Here is a 21,346-nt window from a genome sequence, read left to right on the forward strand (position 1 = left end):
AACATGAAAGCAATTGTCGCAGTGAAGCGAGTCGTCGACTACAATGTCAAAGTTCGCGTGAAGTCGGACGGGACTGGCGTAGACACTACAAATGTCAAGATGTCCATGAATCCGTTTGATGAGATTGCCCTAGAAGAAGCTGTACGTCTGAAGGAAAAAGGGATCGTCACAGAGATCGTGGCCGTATCTCTTGGGGTCCCGCAATGCCAAGAGACGTTGCGCTCCGCCTTGGCGATGGGGGCGGATCGAGCGATCCTGGTCGAGACCGTGGCGGAGTTGCAGCCGCTGGCAAATGCGAAGCTGCTCAAGGCGATTGCGGGTCGGATCGAACCTCAATTGTTTTTGCTCGGCAAGCAGGCGATCGACGACGATTGCAACCAGACGGGCCAGATGCTGGCGGCTTTGCTGGACTGGCCGCAGGGAACCTTCGCTTCGAAGGTGACGCTGGCCGACGGACGCGTTGAGGTCGTCCGCGAGATCGATGGCGGCCTCGAAACCGTTTCGCTGAGCCTTCCCGCAGTTGTGACAGTTGATCTGCGTTTGAATGAGCCGCGCTACGCGTCCCTGCCGAACATCATGAAGGCAAAGAAGAAGCCCCTCGACGTGCTGACTCCGGAGGCTCTAGGGGTCGACGTCACGCCGCATCTCAAAACGCTTAAAGTTGCGGAGCCACCCAAGCGTCAGGGCGGAATTAAAGTCGGTTCGGTGGCCGAACTGGTTGATAAGCTGAAAAATGAAGCGAAGGTGATCTGATGACGATCCTCGTCATAGCAGAGCATGACAATCTCACCCTCAAGCCCGCAACGCTGCACGCGGTAACGGCGGCGGTCGAGATCGGTGGTGACATCCACGTTCTCGTCGTCGGTTTCGGCGCCCAGGGAGCAGCTGACGCCGCTGCCTCGGTGATTGGCGTAAGCAAAGTGCTCCGCGCCGAAAGCGATGGTTACGCCCATCTGCTGGCTGAGCAGTTGGCTCCCGTGATCGTCGGCTTGGCGCCTGGCTACAGCCACATTGTGGCGACAGCGACTTGCGCCGCGAAAAATACGCTTCCTCGAGTGGCGGCAATGCTGGATGTGGCGCAGATCTCGGATATCTCGGCAATCGTTTCGGTGGATACTTTTGTCCGCCCGATCTACGCCGGCAACGCGCTTGCGACGGTCGCATCCTCCGACTTTATCAAGGTGATCACTGTCCGGGGCGCCAGCTTTGCCCTGGCGGCGGCCTCGGGCGGCGGCGCCGTAATCGAGACCGTCTCGGCCGGCCCAACCCCGCACTCATCGCGTTTCGTCGGACAGGAAGTCTCCCCGCGCACACGGCCAGAACTGACGACAGCCAAGATCGTGGTCTCGGGCGGCCGCGGCATGCAGTCAGGCGAAAACTTTCATCTTCTGGACGCGATTGCCGACAAGCTTGGTGCAGCAGTGGGCGCCAGTCGCGCCGCCGTTGATGCCGGCTTTGCACCAAACGACTATCAGGTCGGCCAGACAGGCAAAATCATCGCCCCGGAGCTTTATATTGCGGTCGGCATTTCCGGTGCGATCCAACATCTCGCCGGAATGAAAGACTCTAAGGTCATAGTCGCGATCAACAAGGATGAGGCAGCCCCGATCTTCCAAGTCGCTGATTACGGCCTCATCGGCGATTTATTCAACGTGTTGCCGGAACTTCTGAGTGAACTTGACAACTAAGCTCCGAGCGTTACCGGCTCCCCTCGGCCGCGTAGCCCAAATCCTCGTAGGGGACGAAGATTGGGTGCTGGAACTTGCACTGGAGCGAAAACCGGCGAGGCGGAAGCTGTAGGTCACGGGAGAGAATGGCCTTCGCCATCACTCCGATGGCAACCCGCCCATCGGGATCCCCCTGCATACTTGGGGGAAATACGGACAACACACGGCGAGAGTGATCCCCGGCTTGTTCATCGAAGTGGTAGCCACTCTAACTGATCTTAGTCATCACTGATGATTACGCTCAAGGTCACGGAAAGGAAAGCCGGCCGAAAATGTAGCTAGGCCTTTGGGCTTAAGCGGCAAGGCGATGGTGGCCGTTCCCGGCGCGTCGCTTCGGGGCATGTGTCAAAGCTTGGTCCAGCGACAAACCAAAAAGCTGAACTCAGCTATACGTGTCGTTGGCTTTGATATTATGACAACAGGCTAGTGATTGTCGATTTTGTATTGGAGGGCTAATGAGCCAGTGTTTGTACAATTTGGTGTGATTGAGCGCTGCGGCCAAGGTCCGCGATTGCGGTGGATACGTCACTGCCGGCGTGCGGCGCGTGCGGCGGGGTGTTTTTTCCGGTCGAACGACCTGTCGCGACTGACAGCGGAGGATTGTAAGATCATCGATCGTCTCGGAGTAAGGACAATAATCGATCTGTGGACGGTCTCTGAGCGTGCAGAACGCGCTCCCCCCAGACATGCAATTGATAGCCTACGACCTGCGCGGCTTGGCGAAACGAGGTACGAACAACGCACAAGCGGCGACGATCGCTAGTGAGGCCAAGATCATCACGGCCAAGCCATAGCCAAACTGTGTGATAATGAGAGCCTGCGGATAGGGCATCACAAATACGCCTATGCTGAAGACCGTGTTTAGGAGCGCCTGCGGTCCGGCTCGCTCGTTTGGTTCGAGGCCTTCGCTCATCCACGCTGAGAGGATTGGATAGATGACGCTATAGCCCATGCCAAAAAAAGCGCCGGCTACGGCTATCAGCCATGATGTCTCAGCGACGGCGACAAGCATGAAGCCAGAGCCCTGCAACAGAAAGCCGGCTGCGACGAGAATGTTCCAGTTGATCATCTCGAACGAACGCATGGCGAAGAGGCGACTTGCGAACATCACCGTCGTCGATGCCAAAAAGAATGCTGCTATCGGGATAGCTCTGGCCTCTAACATTGCGGCGAGATAGGCTGTGACAAAACCGAACATTGTCCCGTTGACGAAGATCGCGATAAAAGCCGGAACGCGATCTCGCCGCACGCCGGAAAAGAAGTCGAGGCGGCGCGCGATGCGGGGCCAGGGTATCGGCCGCAGCCCGAACATCAGCGTTAGGCCGACGCAGGCCGGAACAGTAGCTTCGAGAAACATCGCTTGGGTGCCGAAGGCGTTCAGGACGAGTGCACCGATGGGCGGTGCAAAAGCCTGCGGCAACATAAGCATGCTCGAAAGCAAACCGAGCAAATAGACGAAACGCTTCACATTGAGTCGGCTCTGCCCATAAGTGACGAATGAACTGAGGAACAAGCCCTGTCCCACGCCTTGAACAAGACGCGAAGCGACCGCGGGCCAAAATTCGGCGGAGGTATAGCGGAGGCTGAAAAAGCCTATCATAAGAAGGGCGATAGCGAGCCGACACGTGTTCAAAACGCCGATGCGCGCTGCGATCGCCCCTGACAGAAAAGTGAAGAGGATGACAGGTAAGGCATAAAGCGAGATCAAAAGGCCGATCGTATGCAGATCGAAATGTTCCCGCGCGAATACAATGGCTAGAAGGGAACTATGCGAATTCAAGTAGGCGGTGAAAAACCCAGCAATACCGAGTTGTATATATTCGCGGCGCGCCCGGGCGTCGATAAAGCCAAATTCGATCGCGGCCTCGTCTGCCTTCTCAGGATTTTGCACGGTGCGCGTGCCGCTTAAAACGAACTTCATGCGGCAAATCAAGATGAGGCGGACTTGGCGCGGCGCAACAACCAGCGCCGATCGGGACCGCAACTCTTAGCGTTCGGCGCGTTACCCTTGATTACGCGCGGGCGAAAATGCTGTTGTTCGGATTCAGCTGTATGACACTTAAAGATGAAAATGCCCTTTCCTTCTCAAAATATTCGACGTTCGAACAAAAGTGTCGAGAAAAGCTACCGGGTTTGAGAACTGGTGGAAATCGAGCCTACGGCAGCTTGGCACCTCGGGAACGCAACCCGGCGCAAAACCTCTTATTTCCTGCGACGCTCTTTCCGCCGCTTTCGCCTTTTGAACTCGGCCCAATTCAGTCTGCACCGCTGCGCTCGCGAACCATATCGAGAGCGACGTCGACGATCATGTCCTCCTGCCCGCCGACCATGCGCCGACGGCCGAGTTCGACCAGAATCTCCCGTGTGTCGACGCCATAATCGGCGCTGGCTTTTTCGGCGTGCCGCAGGAAGCTGGAATAGACGCCGGCGTAGCCGAGGCTGAGGGTCTCCCGGTCGACGCGGACGGGGCGGTCCTGCAGCGGGCGCACGAGTTCTTCCGCAGCGTCCATCACCTTGAAGAGATCGACGCCATGATTCCAGCCCTTGAGGTTCGCGGCGGCGATAAAGACCTCTAGCGGCGCATTGCCCGCCCCCGCCCCCATGCCGGCAAGGCTCGCGTCGATGCGGACCGCGCCTTGCTGGGCGCCGACGATCGAGTTGGCGACGCCGAGCGACAGATTGTGATGGGCGTGGATGCCGCGCTGGGTTTCGGGCTTCAGGACACGATCGTAGGCGAGGAGGCGTTCGCGATAGCCGTCCATGTCAAGTGCCCCGCCGCTGTCCGTGACATAGACGCAGGTCGCGCCATAGCTTTCCATCAATTTGGCCTGGGCGGCGAGGGCGTCCGGCTCGATCATATGGCTCATCATTAGAAAGCCGACGGTGTCCATGCCAAGATCCCGAGCAGCGGCGATATGTTGCTTCGAGACATTCGCCTCCGTGCAATGGGTGGCGACGCGCACGGAGCGGACCCCCAGCCTGTAGGCGTGCTTCAAATCTTCAACCGTGCCGATGCCGGGAAGCAGGAGCGTCGTCAGCGTCGCGTGTTTGACGACGTCCGCGACCGCCTCGATCCATTCATCATCGGTATGCGCGCCAAAACCGTAATTGAAGCTCGACCCATTGAGGCCATCGCCATGGGCCACTTCGATGGCGTCGACCCTCGCCTCGTCCAGAGCCCTGGCGATCTTGCGCACATGATCGAGCCTATAGCTGTGACGAATGGCGTGCATGCCGTCGCGCAGCGTGACATCCTGGATATAGAGCTTGTCCTTGGTCGGATCGAACGCCATTACGCCAGTTCCTTGCTCAGTTTGCGCGCCGCCATTCCTTCTGCGGCGCGCAAGGCCGCGGAGGTCATGATGTCGAGATTTCCGGCATAGGCGGGCAGATAGTGCGCCGCGCCCTGGACTTCCAAAAACACGCTGGTCTTCAAGCCCTCGAATTCGCCGAGTCCCGGGATGCGTACCGGATTGTTCGAGCCGAAGCGCTCGAATTGCACCTTCTGCTTCAGCCGATAACCGGGAACATAGCTTTGCACCTTGGCGACCATCTCGTTGATCACTTCGTCGATCGTCGCTTCATCGGCGCCAGACGACAAGGTGAAGACGGTGTCGCGCATCACTAGAGGCGGTTCTGCGGGATTGAGGACGATGATCGCCTTGCCTTTCGCGGCGCCGCCGACCTGTTCGATGGCTTTCGCTGTCGTCTCGGTGAATTCGTCGATGTTGGCCCGGGTCCCCGGACCGGCGCTCTTTGATGCGATCGAGGCGACGATCTCCGCGTAATGCACTTTGGCGACGGAAGAGACGGCGGCCACGATCGGAATTGTCGCCTGACCGCCGCACGTCACCATATTGACGTTTTCGGCGTCGAGATGGGATGCTCCATTGACCACAGGGACGACGTAGGGGCCGATGGCCGCCGGCGTCAGGTCGACGACGATTTTGCCGGCGGCGATGCAAGCCTCGCTATGCCGCTTGTGGGCGCCGGCGGAGGTGGCGTCAAAAACGATTCCGATCTCGCTCCAGACGGGCAGCTTCATCAGACCGTCGAGACCCTCGTGGGTGACGCTGACGCCAAGCCGCGCCGCACGCTTCAACCCATCCGACTCCGGATCAATGCCGACGAAGGCGCCCATCTCAAGAATTGTCGAGGTGCGCATAATCTTGATCATCAGATCGGTTCCGATGTTGCCGGAGCCGATGATGGCGACCTTTACCTTTTCACTCATGCCTTGCCGTCCTGATAGGTGAAGGAAACGCTTCCGAGACCGCCGATCTTGGCCTCGACGAAATCGGCCGGATGAATAGGGACCATCGGGCCGAGAGCTCCTGTGAGCACGATGTCGCCGGCTTTCAACCCCTCGCCCAAAGCGGCGAATGTTCGAGCCAGCCAGGCGGCGGCGATGAGCGGATGGCCAAGGCAGGCGGCGCCGGCGCCCAAGGAGACCAATGCGCCATTGACCTCGAGCGCCATGCCGCAGGTGTAAAGATCAAGACCGGCCAGTTTCTTCTTCTCATCGCCAAGCACGAAAAACGCCGATGATCCATTGTCGGCGACCGTATCAGCGAAGGTGATCTTCCAATCGGCGATTCTGCTGTCCACAATCTCGATCGCCGCCACGGCATAGGCGGTCGCGGCGGCGACGTCTTCAGGCGTCGCATCGCGATTGCTGAGATCGCGCTCAAGCACCAGGGCGACTTCAGCCTCGGCCTTGGGCTGGATTAGTGCGGCGGAGAGGCGACCTCCCGAGGCGATAGCCATATCGTCGAACAGCACGCCGTAATCAGGCTGATCGACGCCGAGCTGCGCCTGAACCGCTTTAGAGGTAAGCCCGACTTTGCGACCGACAATGCGCCGTCCTTTGGTCAGCCAAGCCCGGGTGTTGATGGCCTGAATTTCATACGCAGCTGCATCGGTCGGAGCCAACACGTCACGCAACGGCGGCACAGGGCCCTTGAAATAGGCGTCGCGCAAACGCGCGGCCGCATCTTCATAGGATACCATTCATTCCTCCCAGATTTTGCTTGACGCAAACTATTTGTCCATTCACAGCAGCACAAGCGGCGGAAAAACGATATTCTCATTTGGCGGGAATTTCGATGAGCGAAGACATACCGGCGGACAAAACGACTCTTCTCGAAAAAGGGATGGCGCTTCTCGCGCTCGTGATTCGCGACGGCGGGCGCGGTCCGCTCCGGCAACTGGCCGGCGAGTTGAATATTCCGTTGTCCACAGCCTACCGACTGATCGGTGAGCACACGCGGGCAGGGTGGCTCTGTTCTGTTGGGCGAGGACGCTACGTGCCTGGCCAGGAATTGCTGGACCTTGCGTCGCGCATCGATAGTCGCTCGGTGCTGGCCAACATCGCTCGCCCGCACCTACGGGGCCTAGCGCGTCGGCTTCACCAAACCGTTCACCTCGGCTTTCTCGAGAACGACATGGTGACCTATATCTTGAAGGAACGCGGCGGCGGGATCCCGGTCTTCACCCAGGCAGGCATGCAGCTCGAAGCCTATTGTTCCGCCATTGGCAAGATGTTGCTGGCGTCCCTTCCCGACGATCAGCGGGAACAGTATATCGCCGCAGGTCCCTTTGTTGCGCTCACGCCCCGGACGATCATCGATCCGGCCGAATTGCGTAAAGCGCTCAATGCCATCTGGCAGGCCGATTATGCGGTTGACAATGAAGAAGTCTCAGAAGGCCTGCGCTGCATTGCGATTCCCCTGCGTGATCGTCGGGACAAGATCGTAGCGGCGATCTCCATGTCTCGGACCATCGGTCCTGGCGATGTGATCGAAGATATTGCTGTTCTGAATCTCCTGCGCGGCTGCGCCGACCAGATCAGAGCGCGCTTGTGATGGGTAGGCTGCGCCCTCGAGTGATTCCTGGCGACGTAGGCCGATCGCCATCTGACCGGCTTTACGTATGTTCACAAGAATGCCGGCGCCTGCGATCTCGGCTGAGTCGCTAACGCGAGCGTTAGATTTAGCCGGGTCTGATAAAGCCCGCCCCTCTTGCCACACAGCAATCAATCCATCTTAGATTCCTGCATAATCGTCTCTCCATCCGCAGCAAACTTACCGCATCCTTGTTGCGCCGAATCTCCCCTCCTTGAGCACCTCAAAGATGATGCGATTATATTTCTCGACGAGACGGATATCGGAAACCTCCGCGTCCCAGCGGGACGAAAAACTCAACAATCAATGTGTCTGGCGCCGCTAGAGCATTTTGGGGTCGCCTCCAATGGTATTCGTGCGGTGAATTCGCGCGACGCATGACGCGATACGAAAATCAGATCGAATTTTAGGTATCGACGGAATAATCCCCACAGGCCTCGCGGCTCGATGAGCATGATGCCAATCGAGAGCAATCCAAGGATAATTAGGCGCCATGTAGCCACGTCGGCAAGATATTCGCGTAAGACGAAGAACAGCAGCGTTCCGATGATTGGTCCTTCGAGGCTACCGATGCCTCCGATCACCACGTTGAAGATGACGAAAACGGTCCATTCGTTGACGCTGAAAGAGGCCTGCGGTGAAATCCTCAGTTTCTGCAGGGTGATAATGGCGCCGGTCAAGCCGAGGAAGGGCGCCGTCAGCAGGAAGCATAGGATTCGCGCGCGCTTCAAATTGACGCCCATCGCGCCCGCCGCCTCCTCGTTATCTCGCATCGCCGTAAGTCCGAGGCCGATCCGAGAGCGCAACAAAACAAATGTTGTTGCGAATGCTGCTACGGCGAGGCTAAGGGCGAGCCAATAAATCGTGGCGAAGCGCGTTGTTGCATCAGCTCCAAGGCTTCGCGCGACAAACACGGGAAGGCTGGCGCCTGAGCCCTGGCCAAGACCCGGCAGCTTGCCGGAGAGCAGCATTAGGACCTCAGCGATCACCCAGGTCCCAACCGCGAGGTAGACAGTGCGCAAACGAAAGACGAGCGCCATAGCCGGCACTGCGATCAGCAGTGCGATGAGGCCCGAAAGGATGATCGAGGTGTAAGGATCAAGCTTGGCGAGTACCGTGAAGGCATAGAGCGCATAGGCGCCGACGCCGACGAAACCGTGCTGACCGAGCGACACGATATCGGCGTATCCGGCGAGTAGGTTCCACATGAGCGCAAGCACAAGTAGGCAAAAAAATTCGGTCAGCAAGGTTAATCCGACATTGTCAAACAGCCAAGGTCCCGCAATGAGGACGACGACCCCTGCGGCCAGAGCGGCTCGGACATATGGAGCAATGCGCGTGAGTTGACCCACCAGTGGCTCCTAGTATTTGGGAAACAGGCCCTGGGGACGCAGCGCCAGGACCAAAAGAAAGACAAGGTGGCCCGCCAGCGTTTGCCACGCAAAGTCGATCTGGCCGCCTATCCCTTGTGCAATGCCGAGCACAATCCCGCCAGCGAGGGTGCCCCACAGACTGCCCAGGCCGCCGAGAACCACGCTCTCAAATGCGATCAGGAGGTTGGAAGGGCCGCTCGATGGGTCGAAATTCATTCGCAGACCCATGAAACATGCAGCCACGGCGACTGTGACGCCGACGATCCCCATGGCGAGGGCATAGACCTGGTTCGAGGATAGGCCGATCAGCCCCGCCGCCGCTACATCATCTGACACGGCCCGGATCGACGAGCCAAGCTGTGAGCGATAAAGCAGGCGGTCAAGCAAGAAGATCAATCCAACGGCCGCGGCGAATGTCAGGAGCGGCATCAGGCCAAGTTCGAAGCCGAAGATGGAGACAACCTCAGTTTCGAGCTTGCCGCCGGGCAGAATCATCGGGTAGGCGCCATAGGCTTCGAGCAGTCCATTCTGGGTGATGATGGCTAGGCCGAAGGTCACGAGGAGGGGAGCAAGAACGGCCTTTCCCGTCACATATTGCAGCAAATAGCGCTGCAAAACATAGCCGCCAAGGAATGTGATCGGGAGGACGACCGCGAGCGCCACAAATATGTTGACTTCAAAGCGTGCGGCGATCGTCAGCAGTAGATAAGAGACGAGGACGATAAAATCGCCATGCGCAACGTTGACCGCGCGCATGACGCCGACCGAGAGCGACAAGCCGAGAGCGAAAAGGGCGTAGAGCCCACCGATCAGGACGCCTTGAACCAATGTGTTAATGATGGATGCTGCCATACTACGTCACGATCCAAAATAATATCGGGTTATCGTTTCTCGGTCGAACTCGCCAGGGCTGCCGGACAGGGACACGCGCCCCTCCAGCAAGCAATAGAAGCGAGCCGCGGCCGCAAGCGACCGGCTGATGTCCTGTTCGACAAGTACGATGCCGATTCCGCGATCTCGGATCGCCGGTAGGAGCGCATAAAGATCGGAAATGACGGTCGGCGCCAGGCCCAGGCTAATTTCGTCGCACAAAAGGATGCGTGGATCTGCGAGGAGCGCGCGACCGAGCGCTACCATTTGCTGCTGGCCACCAGACAACTGCCTTGCTTGCTGCCGCCGCTTTCCCTTCACGAGCGGGAAAAGTTCGTAAACCTCATCGAGGGTATAGCCATTCCGTCGACCGACCTTCCAGCCGAGCAGCAGATTCTCCTCGACCGTCAGGGAAGGAAACAGCCGACGTCCTTCCGGCACCAGGACGATTCCGTCGCGGATGATGGCCGAAGTCGCTTTGTCGTTGATCTTCGTGCCACCGAACATGATCTTGCCGTCGCAGCGATCCACCTGGCCAATAATCGCCTTGAGTAGCGAGGATTTGCCGGCGCCGTTCGCCCCGATGATCGAAACGATCTCGCCAGCGTCGACGGAGATCGTGACATCATGGACGGCGCGGAACTGATCATAATAAACTGACAGTCCTTCGACTGAAAGTAGCGGGGCAACGGCGGATGGAAGCTTCATTGCCTACTCGCCAAGGTAGATTGATTTGGCGCGGGCGTCGGCGAGGACTTCTTCGGGAGTGCCGTCGACGACAAAGTTGCCGCTGTAGAGAACGACAAGTCGCGTCGCGAGGCGGCGCAGCGCATGGATCACGTGCTCGATCCAGATAATCGCCGCGCCGCGCGCATGGACATGGCGGATAATGTCGAGCAGCACGTGGCTTTCCGCGTCAGTCAACCCACCGGCAATCTCATCAAGTAGCAGCAGGCGCGGCCTGATGGATAATGCTCGGCACAGTTCGAGCCGTTTCAGGTCAAGGAGCGTCAGTTGGCCGGAGGGGATCGCGTGCGCGTGGGAGAGACCGGTTAGGTCGAGGGCACCTTCCACCTCGTTATGGGCGTCACGCAAGGGTAGGCCACCGCCGTGAACCGCAGCGACGAGCACGTTTTCATAGACCGACATGTGGGCGTAGGGTTTCGGCACCTGATAGGTGCGGCCGATGCCAAGCCGGCAGCGGTCCCAGGTCGCGAGCCCCGTGATGTCGCGCCCTTCAAAGCAAATACTCCCCCCCGAGGGCCGCATGACGCCCGCGATGAGATTGAAGAATGTCGTTTTGCCGGCGCCGTTGGGACCGATGATTCCCAGTATCTCGCCGGCATCGAGACGCAGATCAAGCCTGTCGATGACGTTTACTGCGCCAAAGGATCTGCTTAAGCTATCAGCCACCAAAATGCTCAATGCGTCACTCCGCTTGGTCCACATGTTTCGCGGCGTGATCAGCCAATGCGGCGAACATGAAGTTGTCCGTGAAAGGCGTCATTTCATCGCAGCCTTCGCATGCTTTAATAGGCTATAGCCTGAGGCTCGCTATTCACAGGAATATCCGTAGCAAGCGCATTGTCGACGATCACAAGGTCAAGGGGCCACTTTTTGCCTTTACGCCATTGGCCACCAACAACCAGCGTATCCGCAGTGTTTGGAAACGGTCCCTTCTGGAAATTAACAGTACCGGCGACGGTCTTCAAATTTGTGTCGCGTAGTGCGTCCCGGATCGACTCGCGCTTCGTCACATCCTGTGTTCTTTTCAAAGTGTCGAACACTACTTCGAATATCGCGTGATCGTAGCCAAGCGCCATGGAGGATTGCACGTTGGCGAATTTCTCGAAAGCACCGGCAAGCTCGGGGCAGCTTTGCCCTGTTAAACTCGACACGAAGGGGAAATAACGGGACCACCACACTTCGATATTAAAATTGATCGCGCGGTCGCCGAATGGCGTGACGCCAGCAGGAAACTCGCCAACCTTACCGGGCGTGAGTACCTTCGGTCTATATCCTTGCTGGGCTGCTTGATTCCAGAATACGGTAAACACGGGTGCCGGCGCAACAATTAAGCATATATCGGCGCCGTTGCCCTTCAACGCCGCGATCTGCGTGCTGAAATCGCTGACGGGGGTGTCGAAGCGGCCCGGATCGAAGACTTGATAGTTACCGATGTCATTCTGCTTGGCGATCTCCGGAAAGATTCTAGCGAATGTGTTTCCATCGATATCATTTGGGAACAGAACACCGATCCTTTTGTCGGTTTCGACGCGCTTCCAAATGTTGATAAAACTCGCCATCCCCTTTGCCGCAGAGATAAAGAAATTAAAAGTCCAATCGAAACCTTTTTTTGGATCGCCGTTGCGGCCAAGGAACCATGCTTCGAGGGGAGTGCCTGTGGTCACGCAGGGCACGCCATTCAACTCGCACTGGTCGGCTACCGGATTGGTCGTTTCAGGCGTAGCTGAAGCGCATATCAGATCGACCTTGTCCTTGATGATGAGGTCCAGCGCTACCTCGGCGGCGCGATTGGGGCTCGACTGACTGTCCTTGAGGATAATCTCATAGGGGTAGGTGGCGCCCGCTATCTTGATCTGTCCTCCGTATTCTTTTTTTATCTGCTCTATCACAAAAACCGAATGTGCGGCAAAGAGCGCCAATGGACCGGTCTGGGGGATAACCCATCCGATTTTGATCGTCTTTTGAACGGCGAGGGCCGGCTTGGAAAGGGTAACAGCCACGCCGGCGGCAGAGAGTCCTTGCAATAAGGTGCGCCGGCTGAATCCAAGTCCACCACGGTTCATTTCGTTTCCCTCCCTTATGTCAACGAGCGTTTCGTTGCTTTCGTGGTCCTGCTCGGCCAAACGATCAGTCTCTATGGCGCTGCGTTGTTCTGATTTGGATCGCCGTCCCCAAAGAAACTCCAGCTAATGTTCCTAACGGGTCGATCGGCTGCTTCGAGGATCAAGAATGGGCAGGGTCTTTGAGTCTCGGTCGACATAGCGCTTCCCCATTTTAGTAGGCCTTGCGAAGAGGCTAATCTTGGCTCGCGACACCCGGCCGGGCATCACAAGCGAGCGGCAGAATGCCAACTTGTCTGTGGACTGTCTACAGTTTTCTGGAGTTTTGGCTGCTTTTGGTTTGGCTGCTTATTAAGCGCCAGGGACCGCGGCGAATGCGACATTTCTCCAAGCAACCCGCTTTGAGCACGCTGTTTCGCGATTCTGAAGGGAGTGCCTGACAGACGCCGAGTGAACTCATCCTCCGGGTCGCCGCGCCGGGTCCTCTGCTCGCAGGTCGTACCTCTGCGCCAATGGTTGACTCTCACCTGTTAACTGTATACATTGCTACGGATCATCGCTGGAAATGATTTTCCGTTCGAAAAGGGGGAATCTTCATAAATATCAGATCTATCAGCATCGTCTTCGTCATCGCAATGATGACGAGTTTCAGGCTTTCTTACCAGATCTAGGCGATGAAGCTCTCGAAAAATACGCCTGATCAATGCCGCTGGCCGTTGCCGAATAACTCGGGGCCAATTGCGCAGCGAGACCGTGTTTGACCTTGCGAGCGCGCCCGCGAAGCTGAAAATCAAAGGGACGTGCTGATGATGTCAAACTACGTAAGGAACGCCGTCGTCCTCGGCCTCCTCTCGGCTCTCGGGCCTTTCGCGATCGACATGTATCTGCCCGCGTTGCCGAGCATCGCCGCCGATGTGCATGCTTCGGCGGCGGCAACGCAGATGACACTGACGGTCTTCTTCATCACTTACGGCGCCTGCCAAATCGCTTATGGGCTGGCGTCGGACACGTTCGGCCGAAAGCCACTGCTCTATTTCGGGCTAGCGCTCTTCCTCATCGGCTCGATCGGATGCCGCCTCGCCAAGCATCGGCTGGCTCCTCCTGTTCCGCTTCGTTCAAGGGATCGGCGCGTCCGCCGTCGTGGTGATTCCGCGGGCCGTCATCCGTGATCTTCACACCGGGATTGAAGCGGCGCGCCTGATGTCGCTGGTCATGCTCGTATTGAGCGTTTCGCCCATTCTCGCACCGCTCACAGGCAGCGCGCTTATCGCGCCATTTGGCTGGCGCGCCATCTTTGTCGCGGTGACTTTCGTTGCAGCGCTGGCTTTCGGCCTGACCGCGCTTTGCCTCCCCGAGACTCGGCCGCCCGAAGAATGCGTGAGGTTCGGTCTTGCGAGCGCGGCGGCCGGCTTTGCACAGCTTCTGCACCATGAGCGCTTCGTCGCATTGACCTTCATAGGCGGCTTCAGTTTAGCGAGCTTTTTCGTTTTTCTTGCGGGCTCGTCTTTCATCTACATTGATCATTTTGGCCTCACACCGAGGCAATTCAGCGTGGCTTTCGCGGTTAACGCAATCGGATTCATCGGCTCGTCGCAATTCGCCGCTCCGCTCGCCAAGCGGTTTGGGATGGTGCGCGTGGTCATCATCGCGGTTTTCCTTTATGCGTTCTTCGCGCTCGTCCTTTTCGGCGTAACCGCCGCTGGCGTCGATAGCCTCGCGGTCTTGATGGCGCTGTTGTTCGCCATTTTCGCCTGCGTCGGCCTGGTTGCTCCTTCGGCGATGGTGCTCGCTCTTGAAGAGCACGGCCCCGTTGCGGGCGCGGCTTCGGCCCTCGCCGGCACGCTTCAGATGCTGGCCAGCGGCGTCGTGATCGTGGTCGTAAGCATGTTCTTCTACGAAAACGCGCTGCCGATGGCGGCGGCAATCGCGCTCTGTTCGATGGTCGCGCTGGCGCTGAGCTTTTTCACGTTAGGTTGGCCTGAACTCGTGCCGCAGTGAAGCGCGTCAGCAACCCTCACATCGGAACGCCTCAACCAGAGGCCGCATTAGGTGGGACCGCCTGACCGCATATCCTGTGTAAGAAGAGGCGACGTCAGCAGATCTCGGGCGGTCGTCAACAAGTGCTGCGTCAGCAGCTTCCGGGCGCGGTCAGGATCACGGTCTAGCATGGCCTGCAATAGCGCTTTGTGTTCCCCATCGACATCGCGACCTCGCCCAACGAGCGGCACCGTCAAGCGACGATAGCGTTCGCTTTGCTGGTACAAAGCGCGCTGCATCCGCAGCAGCCATTGATTATTGCAGCCGGATGCCAGCGCATAGTGAAATTTGGCGTGCGCCCGCGACTTTGCGTCGGCCAACTCATGGCAGTCGCCCACCACTACGCTGTCTACCTTTCTCAGTTGGTCCAGCGCCGCGATGCAGGCTGATTCCCATTGCAAGTCGCCATGCTTGATCGCTTCGGTTAAGCAAAGGCTTTCAATCTCGATCCGGGCTTGGGCCAGATCCGACAAGGATTGGCTGGAGACCGGACTGACGCGGTATCCCCGTTGCGGTTCCGCCACGACAAGATCCTCCGCCGCGAGCGACGCCAACGCTTCGCGTACAGCGCCCAGGCTGACGCCGCTTTCCTCTGCCAAGGTAGTGATGCTCAGCTTCGCGGCCGGCAGCAAACGACCGGAAATGATGTCCGCGCGCAGGCGATTGATAACCTGTTCGACCTGCGTCAGCGACTTTTCTTGCTTGTCCAGATCGATTAGCGGAAAAAACAAAACAGGCTCCTTGTTCAACTGCGCTAAATTTCACCAAAGCGCATTCAGCTCGACATCTTGTACCGGGATGCGAGCTCGTGAATTAAAGCACAATCTAGCCTCATCCGTCCGGGTGGCCGACCATCCAGGCCAACGGCAGATTGCAATTCTATCACCATCCTAACCAAAATCCTGCGGCGGCGTCGGCTTTGAATCCGAGAGGGCATCATGGCTAAAAAATATATTTACAACAATATAAATATATGATTGATACGACAAGATAGATTTGTTTCGGACGATTAAAGCGCCGTTCGAGGCTCATGCGTCGTAGCGATGGGCAAGATTCTATTGCTAAGCATTCGTGCCTTGTTCACGAGCCAGAGAGTATCCGTAATGAGGTTCATTGCATTTTCATCCCCTTCGGGGCCAGCGCTCGGGTTGCGCCTAGGAGAGGAACTGGTCGACCTGACGGACGCGGGCCTACCCGCCACGTTGGAGCCTCTGTTGCGCGAGGGCGCCGATGGCTTGCAGGCAGCCAAGGACGTCGCCAATAAGACGCACGCCCGCATTCCGCTGGAGGAGATCATTTACTTGGCGCCGCTCAATGCCCCGGCCAAGGCGATCGCGGTCGGGTTGAACTTCGTCGACCATGCCGCCGAAAGCAAATTTCAACCGCCCACCTATCCGGTTTTGTTCAATCGTTTCCCGTCGTCTTGGGTGGGGCATAACACGCCCATCGTCCGGCCCCGGGTCTCGACCAAATTTGACTACGAAGGCGAATTATTGGTCGTGATCGGGAAGGCCGGCCGCTATATTGACGCGTCGTGCGCGCTAGACCATGTCGCGGGCTATTCCATTTTCAACGACGGCTCAATTCGCGATTACCAGACCAAATCCACGCAATGGATGATGGGAAAGAATTTTGACCGCAGCGGCTCCTTTGGCCCCGAATTCGTCACCGCCGACGAATTGCCCGCGGGCGCCAAGGGGCTGCGTTTGCAAACGCGCCTAAATGGCCAGGTGATGCAGGACGCCAGCACCAGTTCGATGATTTTCGATGTGGCCACACTAATCGCTCTTATTTCGGAAGCGTTTGAACTTGTGCCGGGCGATATGATCATCGCGGGAACGCCCGCCGGTGTCGGCGCCGCGCGGCAGCCACCAGCATTTATGAAAGCCGGCGACCTCTGCGAAGTCGAGATCGAGGGCCTCGGCCTGTTGTCCAATCCTGTAGCCGACGAAGGCTGATTCCCTTCCGAACGTTGTCAGGAGTCCCAATGCCTCGACGCCACGATGCGATTATCCATCCCTTTGCAGGACTTGATCTCCCTTGGTTGTTGCAAACCCAAGCCCAGGCTTCTCCGGAGAAGATTTTGCTCACTTGGGCGCCGTTCGATGCGCCGCCGCGGGCCTATAGCTACGCCGAATTCTACGACTTGGTCGGGCGTGCAGCGGCCGGGATCAAGGCGCGGGGCGTGGCGGTCGGCGACCGGATTCTGGTCCATCTGGAAAATTGCCCGGAGTTTTTAATTGTATGGTGCGCCATCGCCGAATTAGGTGCCATCGCGGTCACCACCAACACTCGTAGTTCCGTACCGGAGTTGGATTACTATATTGAACATAGTGGTTGTTCCGGCGCAATCACCCAGCCCTCCCTGCTGGCCTGCGTGGCCGAGGCGGGGCGGAACCTCGGTTGGATCGTCACTACCGAGTACGATGCCGGACAGTCGCCCGCCAAGGGCAGTCAGCCTGGTACAATCGATAGCTTCTCCGCGCTTATTGCACGTGATCCGCTTAAACCCCGCCGTCAGGCCGCGGCCGATCCGCGGCGGCCGATCGCGGTCCAATACACGTCGGGCACCACGTCGCGGCCCAAAGGCGTCGTGATCACGCATGGTAACGCGCTGTGGGCAGGCCGGGTCAGTTCGGCGCATGAAGCTCTACTGCGCGAGGATGTGCATTTGATTTATGCGCCGTTGTTCCATGTGAATGCGCTGGGCTATTCCTTTTTGCCGGCATTGTGGGTAGGGGCCAGCGTCGTGCTGCAGCCACGTTTTTCCAAAAGCCGATTTTGGCGGACGGCCTGCGATCATCGCGCCACTTGGGGATCAATGATCATCTTTGCTGTGCGGGCGTTGACCGAAGTCGAGAATCCGACTTGGCAGCCTTTTCGGTGTTGGGGCGGGGCGGGGGCGAACGCCCTATTAGCGCAAAAGATAGGCGTTCACATGCTCGGCTGGTATGGCATGACCGAGACCATTTCCCACCCGATCTGCGGTTATCCCGATTTGCCTAACCGGACCGATTTCATTGGTCGGCCAGCGCCCGAATATGGCGTTCGTATCGTTGATGCAAACGATAGCCCCTCGCCATTTGGGGAGACCGGTCTTCTGAAGGTGCGCGGCGTTATGGGCGTGTCCCTGTTCGGCGGCTATTTAAATGATGAGGCGGCCACAAAAAACGCATTTGACGAGAACGGCTGGTTCATTACCGGCGATCGAGTGGTGCCGTATGAAGACGGCTCAATCCGCTTTGCAGAGCGCGACAAAGATATGCTGAAAGTCGGCGGCGAAAATGTCGCGTCTTCGGAAGTCGAACGCGTGATCGCCGCCATCGAAGGCATCATTGAAGTTGCAGTTGTCGGCAAACCGCACCCGATGCTGGACGAAGTGCCGGTGGCGTTTATACGTTTGTCACCCGATGTGCCGGACGATGCCCGCAGCATGTTGATCGAGCGTGTGCACGCGGCCTGCGCTAGCGCGCTGGCTGATTTCAAACGGCCCCACGATTTGATCATCATCGACGAGTTTCCTCGCGCTGTCCTTGACAAAATCGCAAAGGCGCAATTACGCGCCCGGCTGATCGCCTGATGCCCGGAGATCTGTGCATGAAATTGAACCATCCAGATGCCGAGTATTTGGACTTCTTGCGTCAGGGCAAATTCATGCTTCCGCGGAGCGCGGAGAGCGGGCGCTTTATGTTCTATCCACGTGTAGCAGAACCCGGCACCGGTTGCACCGATTTGGAATGGGTTGTGGCCAGCGGACGAGGTGTGGTTTATGCGGCGACTACCGTTCGCCCGCGCGCGCCGGAACCGCCCTACAATGTCAGTCTGATCGACTTGGAGGAAGGGCCGCGTATGATGAGCCGCGTGGAGGGGCTTGCGCCCGAACTGGTGCGTATTGGCCTTCAGGTGCGTGCTCGCGTTGCTCGGTCGGGCGATACCTCGATGGTCGTATTTGATCCGGTCGACTATGTGGACAAAGGATTGTGACAAGGAACGCAAGATGAGGTTTCCGCGCGGGGAAAGCGCCATCGTTGGCGCGGCGACCCATGGCATTGGCGAAGCGCCTGGCTTTTCCTCTGTGGAACTGGCGGCATTCGCTTCAATCAAGGCGTTGCGTCAGGCGGGCCTGAAGCCGCGCGATGTGGATGGCGTCTTCGGCTGTATAGCGGGAAGTACTCTTTGCGGCCTGACTCTGGCGGAATATTTCGGCGTTCATCCCAAACTGACGAATAATAATCGCGTTGGCGGCTCATCGTTTCAGACGCATGTCTTGTGGGCTTCGCTGGCGTTGTCGGCGGGCTTGTGCGATGTGGCGCTGATCAGCTATGGCAGCAACCAGCGCAGCGCCATTGGCAAATTGGGTGGGGCGCCCAGGCCATCGATCTATGACGAGCCTTATAAGGCTCTGCGGCCCGTGTCCGCTTATGCTTTGGCGGCAGCGCGGCACATGTACGAATATGGCACCACCCGGGAACAATTGGCTGAGGTTGCGGTGGCGGCGCGAAAATGGGCGCAGTTGAACCCTGAAGCCTTTATGCGCGAACCGTTGAGCGTGCAAGATGTCCTTTCCGCACGTCTGGTATCAGACCCACTTGGCGTGCGCGACTGCTGCATGGTGTCCGATGGCGCGGCGGCATTGGTCATGACACGCGCCGACCGTGCCGTTGATCTGTCCGATCGGCCTGTTTATGTCCTGGGCGCGGCCGAGGCCACGCATCATATGGATGTATCCAGTAGCGGCGATCTGACTACCACCGCCGCCGCCGAGTCCGGAGCAAGAGCCTATGCGCAGGCGAGCGTAGGGCCGCGGGATATTGATGTCGTTGAGGTCTATGACGCTTTTACCATCAACACGATCTTGTTTCTGGAGGATCTCGGCTTCTGTCCTAAGGGCGAAGGGGGGCGTTTTGTCGAGGGCGGGCGAATTGCGCCTGGAGGCGTCTTGCCCGTCAACACCAACGGTGGCGGCTTGTCTTGCGTGCATCCCGGCATGTATGGCCTGTTCACGCTGGTCGAGGCAGCGCAACAATTGATGGGGCAGGCTGGCGCCCGGCAGTCGCCCGGCGCCAAACTTGCGATTGCGCACGGCAATGGGGTGGAATTATCCAGCCAGGCCACGGTGATATTGGGGACTGGCGACACGCTTTAATGCGTTACCTTGTCATTGGATAGGTCATTTCGGCCGACAATGGCGCTTGCAGATCTAGGGAGAACCAAATGGTAGCCGTAACCGATGTCGCATTTGTTCGCTATAGCGCTCCTGATCTCGATAGGATGGAAGCGTTTCTACTCGATTTTGGCTTATTGACCGCCGCACGATCACCGGACGCCCTTTACATGCGCGGGTATGGTAGTGCGCCTTTCATCCATGTTACAGAGCGTGGCCCGGAAGCCTCGCTGGGAATGGGCTTTTTTGCTGCGTCGGCTGCTGATCTGGAAGAGCTGGCAAAGATACAAGGGCGGACGATCGAGGCCAATACTGAACCTGGTGGCGGGATCCGTGTGCGCCTTACAGATCCGGCTGGATTCCAGGTCGATGTAATCCACGGTTTTGAAGCGTTGGCGTCTGTGCCACATCGAAGCCCGATCAGAGGCAACACAGCATTCCAGCCCAATCGTCAGGGTGAAACGGTGCGAGTCAGCCTCGGTCCCGCTCACGTGGAGAGACTGGGCCATTTGGTGCTACGGTGCCCAGACTTCGCCGCATCGCTAGCCTTCTATACCGATGTGTTGGGGTTTAAACATTCCGACAGGCTTTACGATGGATTACCGGACAACACAGTCGCTGTTTTCTTGCATTGCGGATTGGGTGAAAGGTGGACCGACCATCATACTCTGGCCGTTACCAGATCCCGCGATGGCCGGGCCGGTTTCGGTCACAGCGCTTTTGAAGTGACCGATCTCGACGATCTGGTTCAAGGCGGCGCTTATTTGGAAACTCGCGGACGTACGCATAGTTGGGGTGTTGGCCGCCATATTCAGGGTAGCCAGGTGTTTGATTACTGGCGCGATCCTTTCCGCAATCAGGTGGAACACTGGACTGATGGCGATCTGGTGAATGACAGCACACCGGTTAGCGAGGCGCAAATGGGTCCTAACGAGTTGTATCAGTGGGGGCCGGACGTCCCGGCAGACTTTTTCGAGCCGGGGCCGAGCATTAAAGCGGGCCGGTAAAGCGATAATGACGCCTGTAATATGACCCAAAAGTCTTGCGATGCGTCATCCCATGAGGGAATCGTCATTTAGGTAAATTGGATATCGCGTGGAAGAATCGCTCAGAAAGAGCTTAGGTGCACAGCGCGATGGGTGTTTCGCTGTTTGCATTGGACGAACTGGTATATTCGATCCAAGCGGCATTTGTTTAAGCAGCTGCGCGATAGGCTTATGACTACCGGGAGTGCGGCCGGCTGGGCGGCCTTGGGCGCCAAAACTATCGCCATTTTCTTGACGTCGGGGCAGCGGCGGCGAGCAAGCACTGACAGGCGACGCGGGCAAGGCTTCGGAAGCGTGTCGATTTCCACTGAGAACTGACCCAGGCAGCCCGGGTTTTTCCGCCGAGAACTGACCCATGTTCGAACCTTACCCCTTTGGCCTGGCCGGGGGGCGATGGAGTGATCGACATGGAGTTATTG

At 58.0% G+C, this 21,346-nt stretch carries 19 protein-coding genes and 1 pseudogene; 10 read left to right on the plus strand and 10 right to left on the minus strand.

The annotated features are described in order from the left end of the window. The first annotated feature begins 3 nt into the window (after nucleotides 1-3). The 3 genes from MPC4_RS13935 to MPC4_RS21795 all read left to right on the plus strand — a co-directional run bounded on the left by MPC4_RS13935 (nucleotide 4) and on the right by MPC4_RS21795 (nucleotide 2,490). Entirely contained in the window at nucleotides 4-753 is a 750-nt protein-coding gene (locus tag MPC4_RS13935; protein ID WP_174513045.1) for an electron transfer flavoprotein subunit beta/FixA family protein, read from the plus strand. Continuing rightward, nucleotides 753-1,688, plus strand: coding sequence for an electron transfer flavoprotein subunit alpha/FixB family protein (locus MPC4_RS13940; RefSeq protein ID WP_174513046.1), 936 nt, complete (start codon nucleotides 753-755; stop codon nucleotides 1,686-1,688). Before MPC4_RS13935 ends, MPC4_RS13940 begins: the two co-directional genes overlap by 1 nt. A 520-nt stretch (nucleotides 1,689-2,208) precedes the next feature. After that, nucleotides 2,209-2,490 carry a tyrosine-protein phosphatase gene (locus tag MPC4_RS21795; RefSeq protein ID WP_425312477.1) on the plus strand — a complete coding sequence of 94 codons (282 nt, stop codon included), beginning with the start codon at nucleotides 2,209-2,211 and terminating at the stop codon, nucleotides 2,488-2,490. On the opposite strand, the gene MPC4_RS13950 is transcribed toward MPC4_RS21795, so the two are convergent. The 4 genes from MPC4_RS13950 to MPC4_RS13965 all read right to left on the minus strand — a co-directional run bounded on the left by MPC4_RS13950 (nucleotide 2,428) and on the right by MPC4_RS13965 (nucleotide 6,737). Next, complete coding sequence (locus MPC4_RS13950; protein ID WP_174513048.1) at nucleotides 2,428-3,648, minus strand: MFS transporter; 1,221 nt, start codon at nucleotides 3,646-3,648, stop codon at nucleotides 2,428-2,430. The genes MPC4_RS21795 and MPC4_RS13950 overlap by 63 nt on opposite strands. 334 nt (nucleotides 3,649-3,982) lie before the next feature. Then, complete coding sequence (gene dmpG, locus MPC4_RS13955; RefSeq protein ID WP_174513049.1) at nucleotides 3,983-5,020, minus strand: 4-hydroxy-2-oxovalerate aldolase; 1,038 nt, start codon at nucleotides 5,018-5,020, stop codon at nucleotides 3,983-3,985. Next, nucleotides 5,020-5,961 (minus strand): acetaldehyde dehydrogenase (acetylating), encoded by a 942-nt coding sequence (locus MPC4_RS13960; RefSeq protein WP_174513050.1) that lies wholly within the window; start codon nucleotides 5,959-5,961, stop codon nucleotides 5,020-5,022. Before MPC4_RS13960 ends, dmpG begins: the two co-directional genes overlap by 1 nt. After that, nucleotides 5,958-6,737 (minus strand): 2-keto-4-pentenoate hydratase, encoded by a 780-nt coding sequence (locus MPC4_RS13965; protein WP_174513051.1) that lies wholly within the window; start codon nucleotides 6,735-6,737, stop codon nucleotides 5,958-5,960. The genes MPC4_RS13960 and MPC4_RS13965 overlap by 4 nt, the downstream gene beginning before the upstream one ends. Before the next feature lie 95 nt (nucleotides 6,738-6,832). On the opposite strand from MPC4_RS13965, the gene MPC4_RS13970 reads away from it, so the two are divergent. Beyond that, nucleotides 6,833-7,591, plus strand: a complete 759-nt coding sequence (locus MPC4_RS13970; RefSeq protein WP_174513052.1) for an IclR family transcriptional regulator — start codon at nucleotides 6,833-6,835, stop codon at nucleotides 7,589-7,591. 335 nt (nucleotides 7,592-7,926) lie between these two features. On the opposite strand, the gene MPC4_RS13975 is transcribed toward MPC4_RS13970, so the two are convergent. From MPC4_RS13975 to MPC4_RS13995, 5 genes are all read right to left on the minus strand, one after another. Continuing rightward, complete coding sequence (locus tag MPC4_RS13975) at nucleotides 7,927-8,982, minus strand: branched-chain amino acid ABC transporter permease (protein ID WP_174513053.1); 1,056 nt, start codon at nucleotides 8,980-8,982, stop codon at nucleotides 7,927-7,929. Nucleotides 8,983-8,991: 9 nt separating this feature from the next. Further along, nucleotides 8,992-9,855 (minus strand): branched-chain amino acid ABC transporter permease, encoded by an 864-nt coding sequence (locus tag MPC4_RS13980; RefSeq protein WP_174513054.1) that lies wholly within the window; start codon nucleotides 9,853-9,855, stop codon nucleotides 8,992-8,994. 6 nt (nucleotides 9,856-9,861) lie between these two features. Next, nucleotides 9,862-10,581 (minus strand): ABC transporter ATP-binding protein, encoded by a 720-nt coding sequence (locus tag MPC4_RS13985; RefSeq protein ID WP_174513055.1) that lies wholly within the window; start codon nucleotides 10,579-10,581, stop codon nucleotides 9,862-9,864. 3 nt (nucleotides 10,582-10,584) lie between these two features. Beyond that, entirely contained in the window at nucleotides 10,585-11,322 is a 738-nt protein-coding gene (locus tag MPC4_RS13990; RefSeq protein ID WP_174513056.1) for an ABC transporter ATP-binding protein, read from the minus strand. Nucleotides 11,323-11,402: 80 nt separating this feature from the next. Then, nucleotides 11,403-12,743: an ABC transporter substrate-binding protein gene (locus tag MPC4_RS13995; protein ID WP_174513057.1), complete on the minus strand. Its 1,341-nt coding sequence runs from the start codon at nucleotides 12,741-12,743 to the stop codon at nucleotides 11,403-11,405. A 743-nt stretch (nucleotides 12,744-13,486) separates the two neighbouring features. Here MPC4_RS13995 and MPC4_RS14000 point away from each other — a divergent pair. Then, nucleotides 13,487-14,678 (plus strand): annotated as a pseudogene (locus MPC4_RS14000) (multidrug effflux MFS transporter). 47 nt (nucleotides 14,679-14,725) lie between these two features. On the opposite strand, the gene MPC4_RS14005 reads toward MPC4_RS14000, so the two are convergent. Beyond that, complete coding sequence (locus tag MPC4_RS14005; protein WP_210253653.1) at nucleotides 14,726-15,448, minus strand: GntR family transcriptional regulator; 723 nt, start codon at nucleotides 15,446-15,448, stop codon at nucleotides 14,726-14,728. Between the two features lie 483 nt (nucleotides 15,449-15,931). Between MPC4_RS14005 and MPC4_RS14010 the strand changes: the two genes are divergently transcribed. The 5 genes from MPC4_RS14010 to MPC4_RS14030 all read left to right on the plus strand — a co-directional run bounded on the left by MPC4_RS14010 (nucleotide 15,932) and on the right by MPC4_RS14030 (nucleotide 20,888). Then, nucleotides 15,932-16,675, plus strand: coding sequence for a fumarylacetoacetate hydrolase family protein (locus tag MPC4_RS14010; protein ID WP_244629013.1), 744 nt, complete (start codon nucleotides 15,932-15,934; stop codon nucleotides 16,673-16,675). A 29-nt stretch (nucleotides 16,676-16,704) separates the two neighbouring features. Continuing rightward, complete coding sequence (locus MPC4_RS14015; RefSeq protein ID WP_174513058.1) at nucleotides 16,705-18,297, plus strand: AMP-binding protein; 1,593 nt, start codon at nucleotides 16,705-16,707, stop codon at nucleotides 18,295-18,297. A gap of 17 nt (nucleotides 18,298-18,314) precedes the next feature. Then, on the plus strand, nucleotides 18,315-18,701 hold the full coding sequence (locus MPC4_RS14020; protein ID WP_174513059.1) for a Zn-ribbon domain-containing OB-fold protein: 387 nt from the start codon (nucleotides 18,315-18,317) through the stop codon (nucleotides 18,699-18,701). Between the two features lie 13 nt (nucleotides 18,702-18,714). Further along, nucleotides 18,715-19,863 (plus strand): thiolase, encoded by a 1,149-nt coding sequence (locus MPC4_RS14025; protein ID WP_174513065.1) that lies wholly within the window; start codon nucleotides 18,715-18,717, stop codon nucleotides 19,861-19,863. Between the two features lie 68 nt (nucleotides 19,864-19,931). After that, nucleotides 19,932-20,888, plus strand: a complete 957-nt coding sequence (locus tag MPC4_RS14030; protein WP_174513060.1) for a VOC family protein — start codon at nucleotides 19,932-19,934, stop codon at nucleotides 20,886-20,888. The last annotated feature ends 458 nt before the right edge of the window (nucleotides 20,889-21,346 follow it).

The sequence above is a fragment of the Methylocella tundrae genome, assembly GCF_901905185.1.
Classification (GTDB): Bacteria; Pseudomonadota; Alphaproteobacteria; order Rhizobiales; family Beijerinckiaceae; genus Methylocapsa; species Methylocapsa tundrae.

Bases quoted from the DNA above. Each gene is read 5' to 3' on its own strand.
- MPC4_RS13985 (WP_174513055.1), bottom strand. From the start codon at position 10,581: ATGAAGCTTCCATCCGCCGTTGCCCCGCTACTTTCAGTCGAAGGACTG.
- MPC4_RS13935 (WP_174513045.1), top strand. From the start codon at position 4: ATGAAAGCAATTGTCGCAGTGAAGCGAGTCGTCGACTACAATGTCAAA.
- MPC4_RS13990 (WP_174513056.1), bottom strand. From the start codon at position 11,322: ATGTGGACCAAGCGGAGTGACGCATTGAGCATTTTGGTGGCTGATAGC.
- MPC4_RS13950 (WP_174513048.1), bottom strand. From the start codon at position 3,648: ATGAAGTTCGTTTTAAGCGGCACGCGCACCGTGCAAAATCCTGAGAAG.
- MPC4_RS13965 (WP_174513051.1), bottom strand. From the start codon at position 6,737: ATGGTATCCTATGAAGATGCGGCCGCGCGTTTGCGCGACGCCTATTTC.
- MPC4_RS13960 (WP_174513050.1), bottom strand. From the start codon at position 5,961: ATGAGTGAAAAGGTAAAGGTCGCCATCATCGGCTCCGGCAACATCGGA.
- MPC4_RS14025 (WP_174513065.1), top strand. From the start codon at position 18,715: ATGAGGTTTCCGCGCGGGGAAAGCGCCATCGTTGGCGCGGCGACCCAT.
- MPC4_RS13970 (WP_174513052.1), top strand. From the start codon at position 6,833: ATGAGCGAAGACATACCGGCGGACAAAACGACTCTTCTCGAAAAAGGG.
- dmpG (WP_174513049.1), bottom strand. From the start codon at position 5,020: ATGGCGTTCGATCCGACCAAGGACAAGCTCTATATCCAGGATGTCACG.
- MPC4_RS14030 (WP_174513060.1), top strand. From the start codon at position 19,932: ATGGTAGCCGTAACCGATGTCGCATTTGTTCGCTATAGCGCTCCTGAT.
- MPC4_RS14020 (WP_174513059.1), top strand. From the start codon at position 18,315: ATGAAATTGAACCATCCAGATGCCGAGTATTTGGACTTCTTGCGTCAG.
- MPC4_RS14015 (WP_174513058.1), top strand. From the start codon at position 16,705: ATGCCTCGACGCCACGATGCGATTATCCATCCCTTTGCAGGACTTGAT.
- MPC4_RS13980 (WP_174513054.1), bottom strand. From the start codon at position 9,855: ATGGCAGCATCCATCATTAACACATTGGTTCAAGGCGTCCTGATCGGT.
- MPC4_RS13940 (WP_174513046.1), top strand. From the start codon at position 753: ATGACGATCCTCGTCATAGCAGAGCATGACAATCTCACCCTCAAGCCC.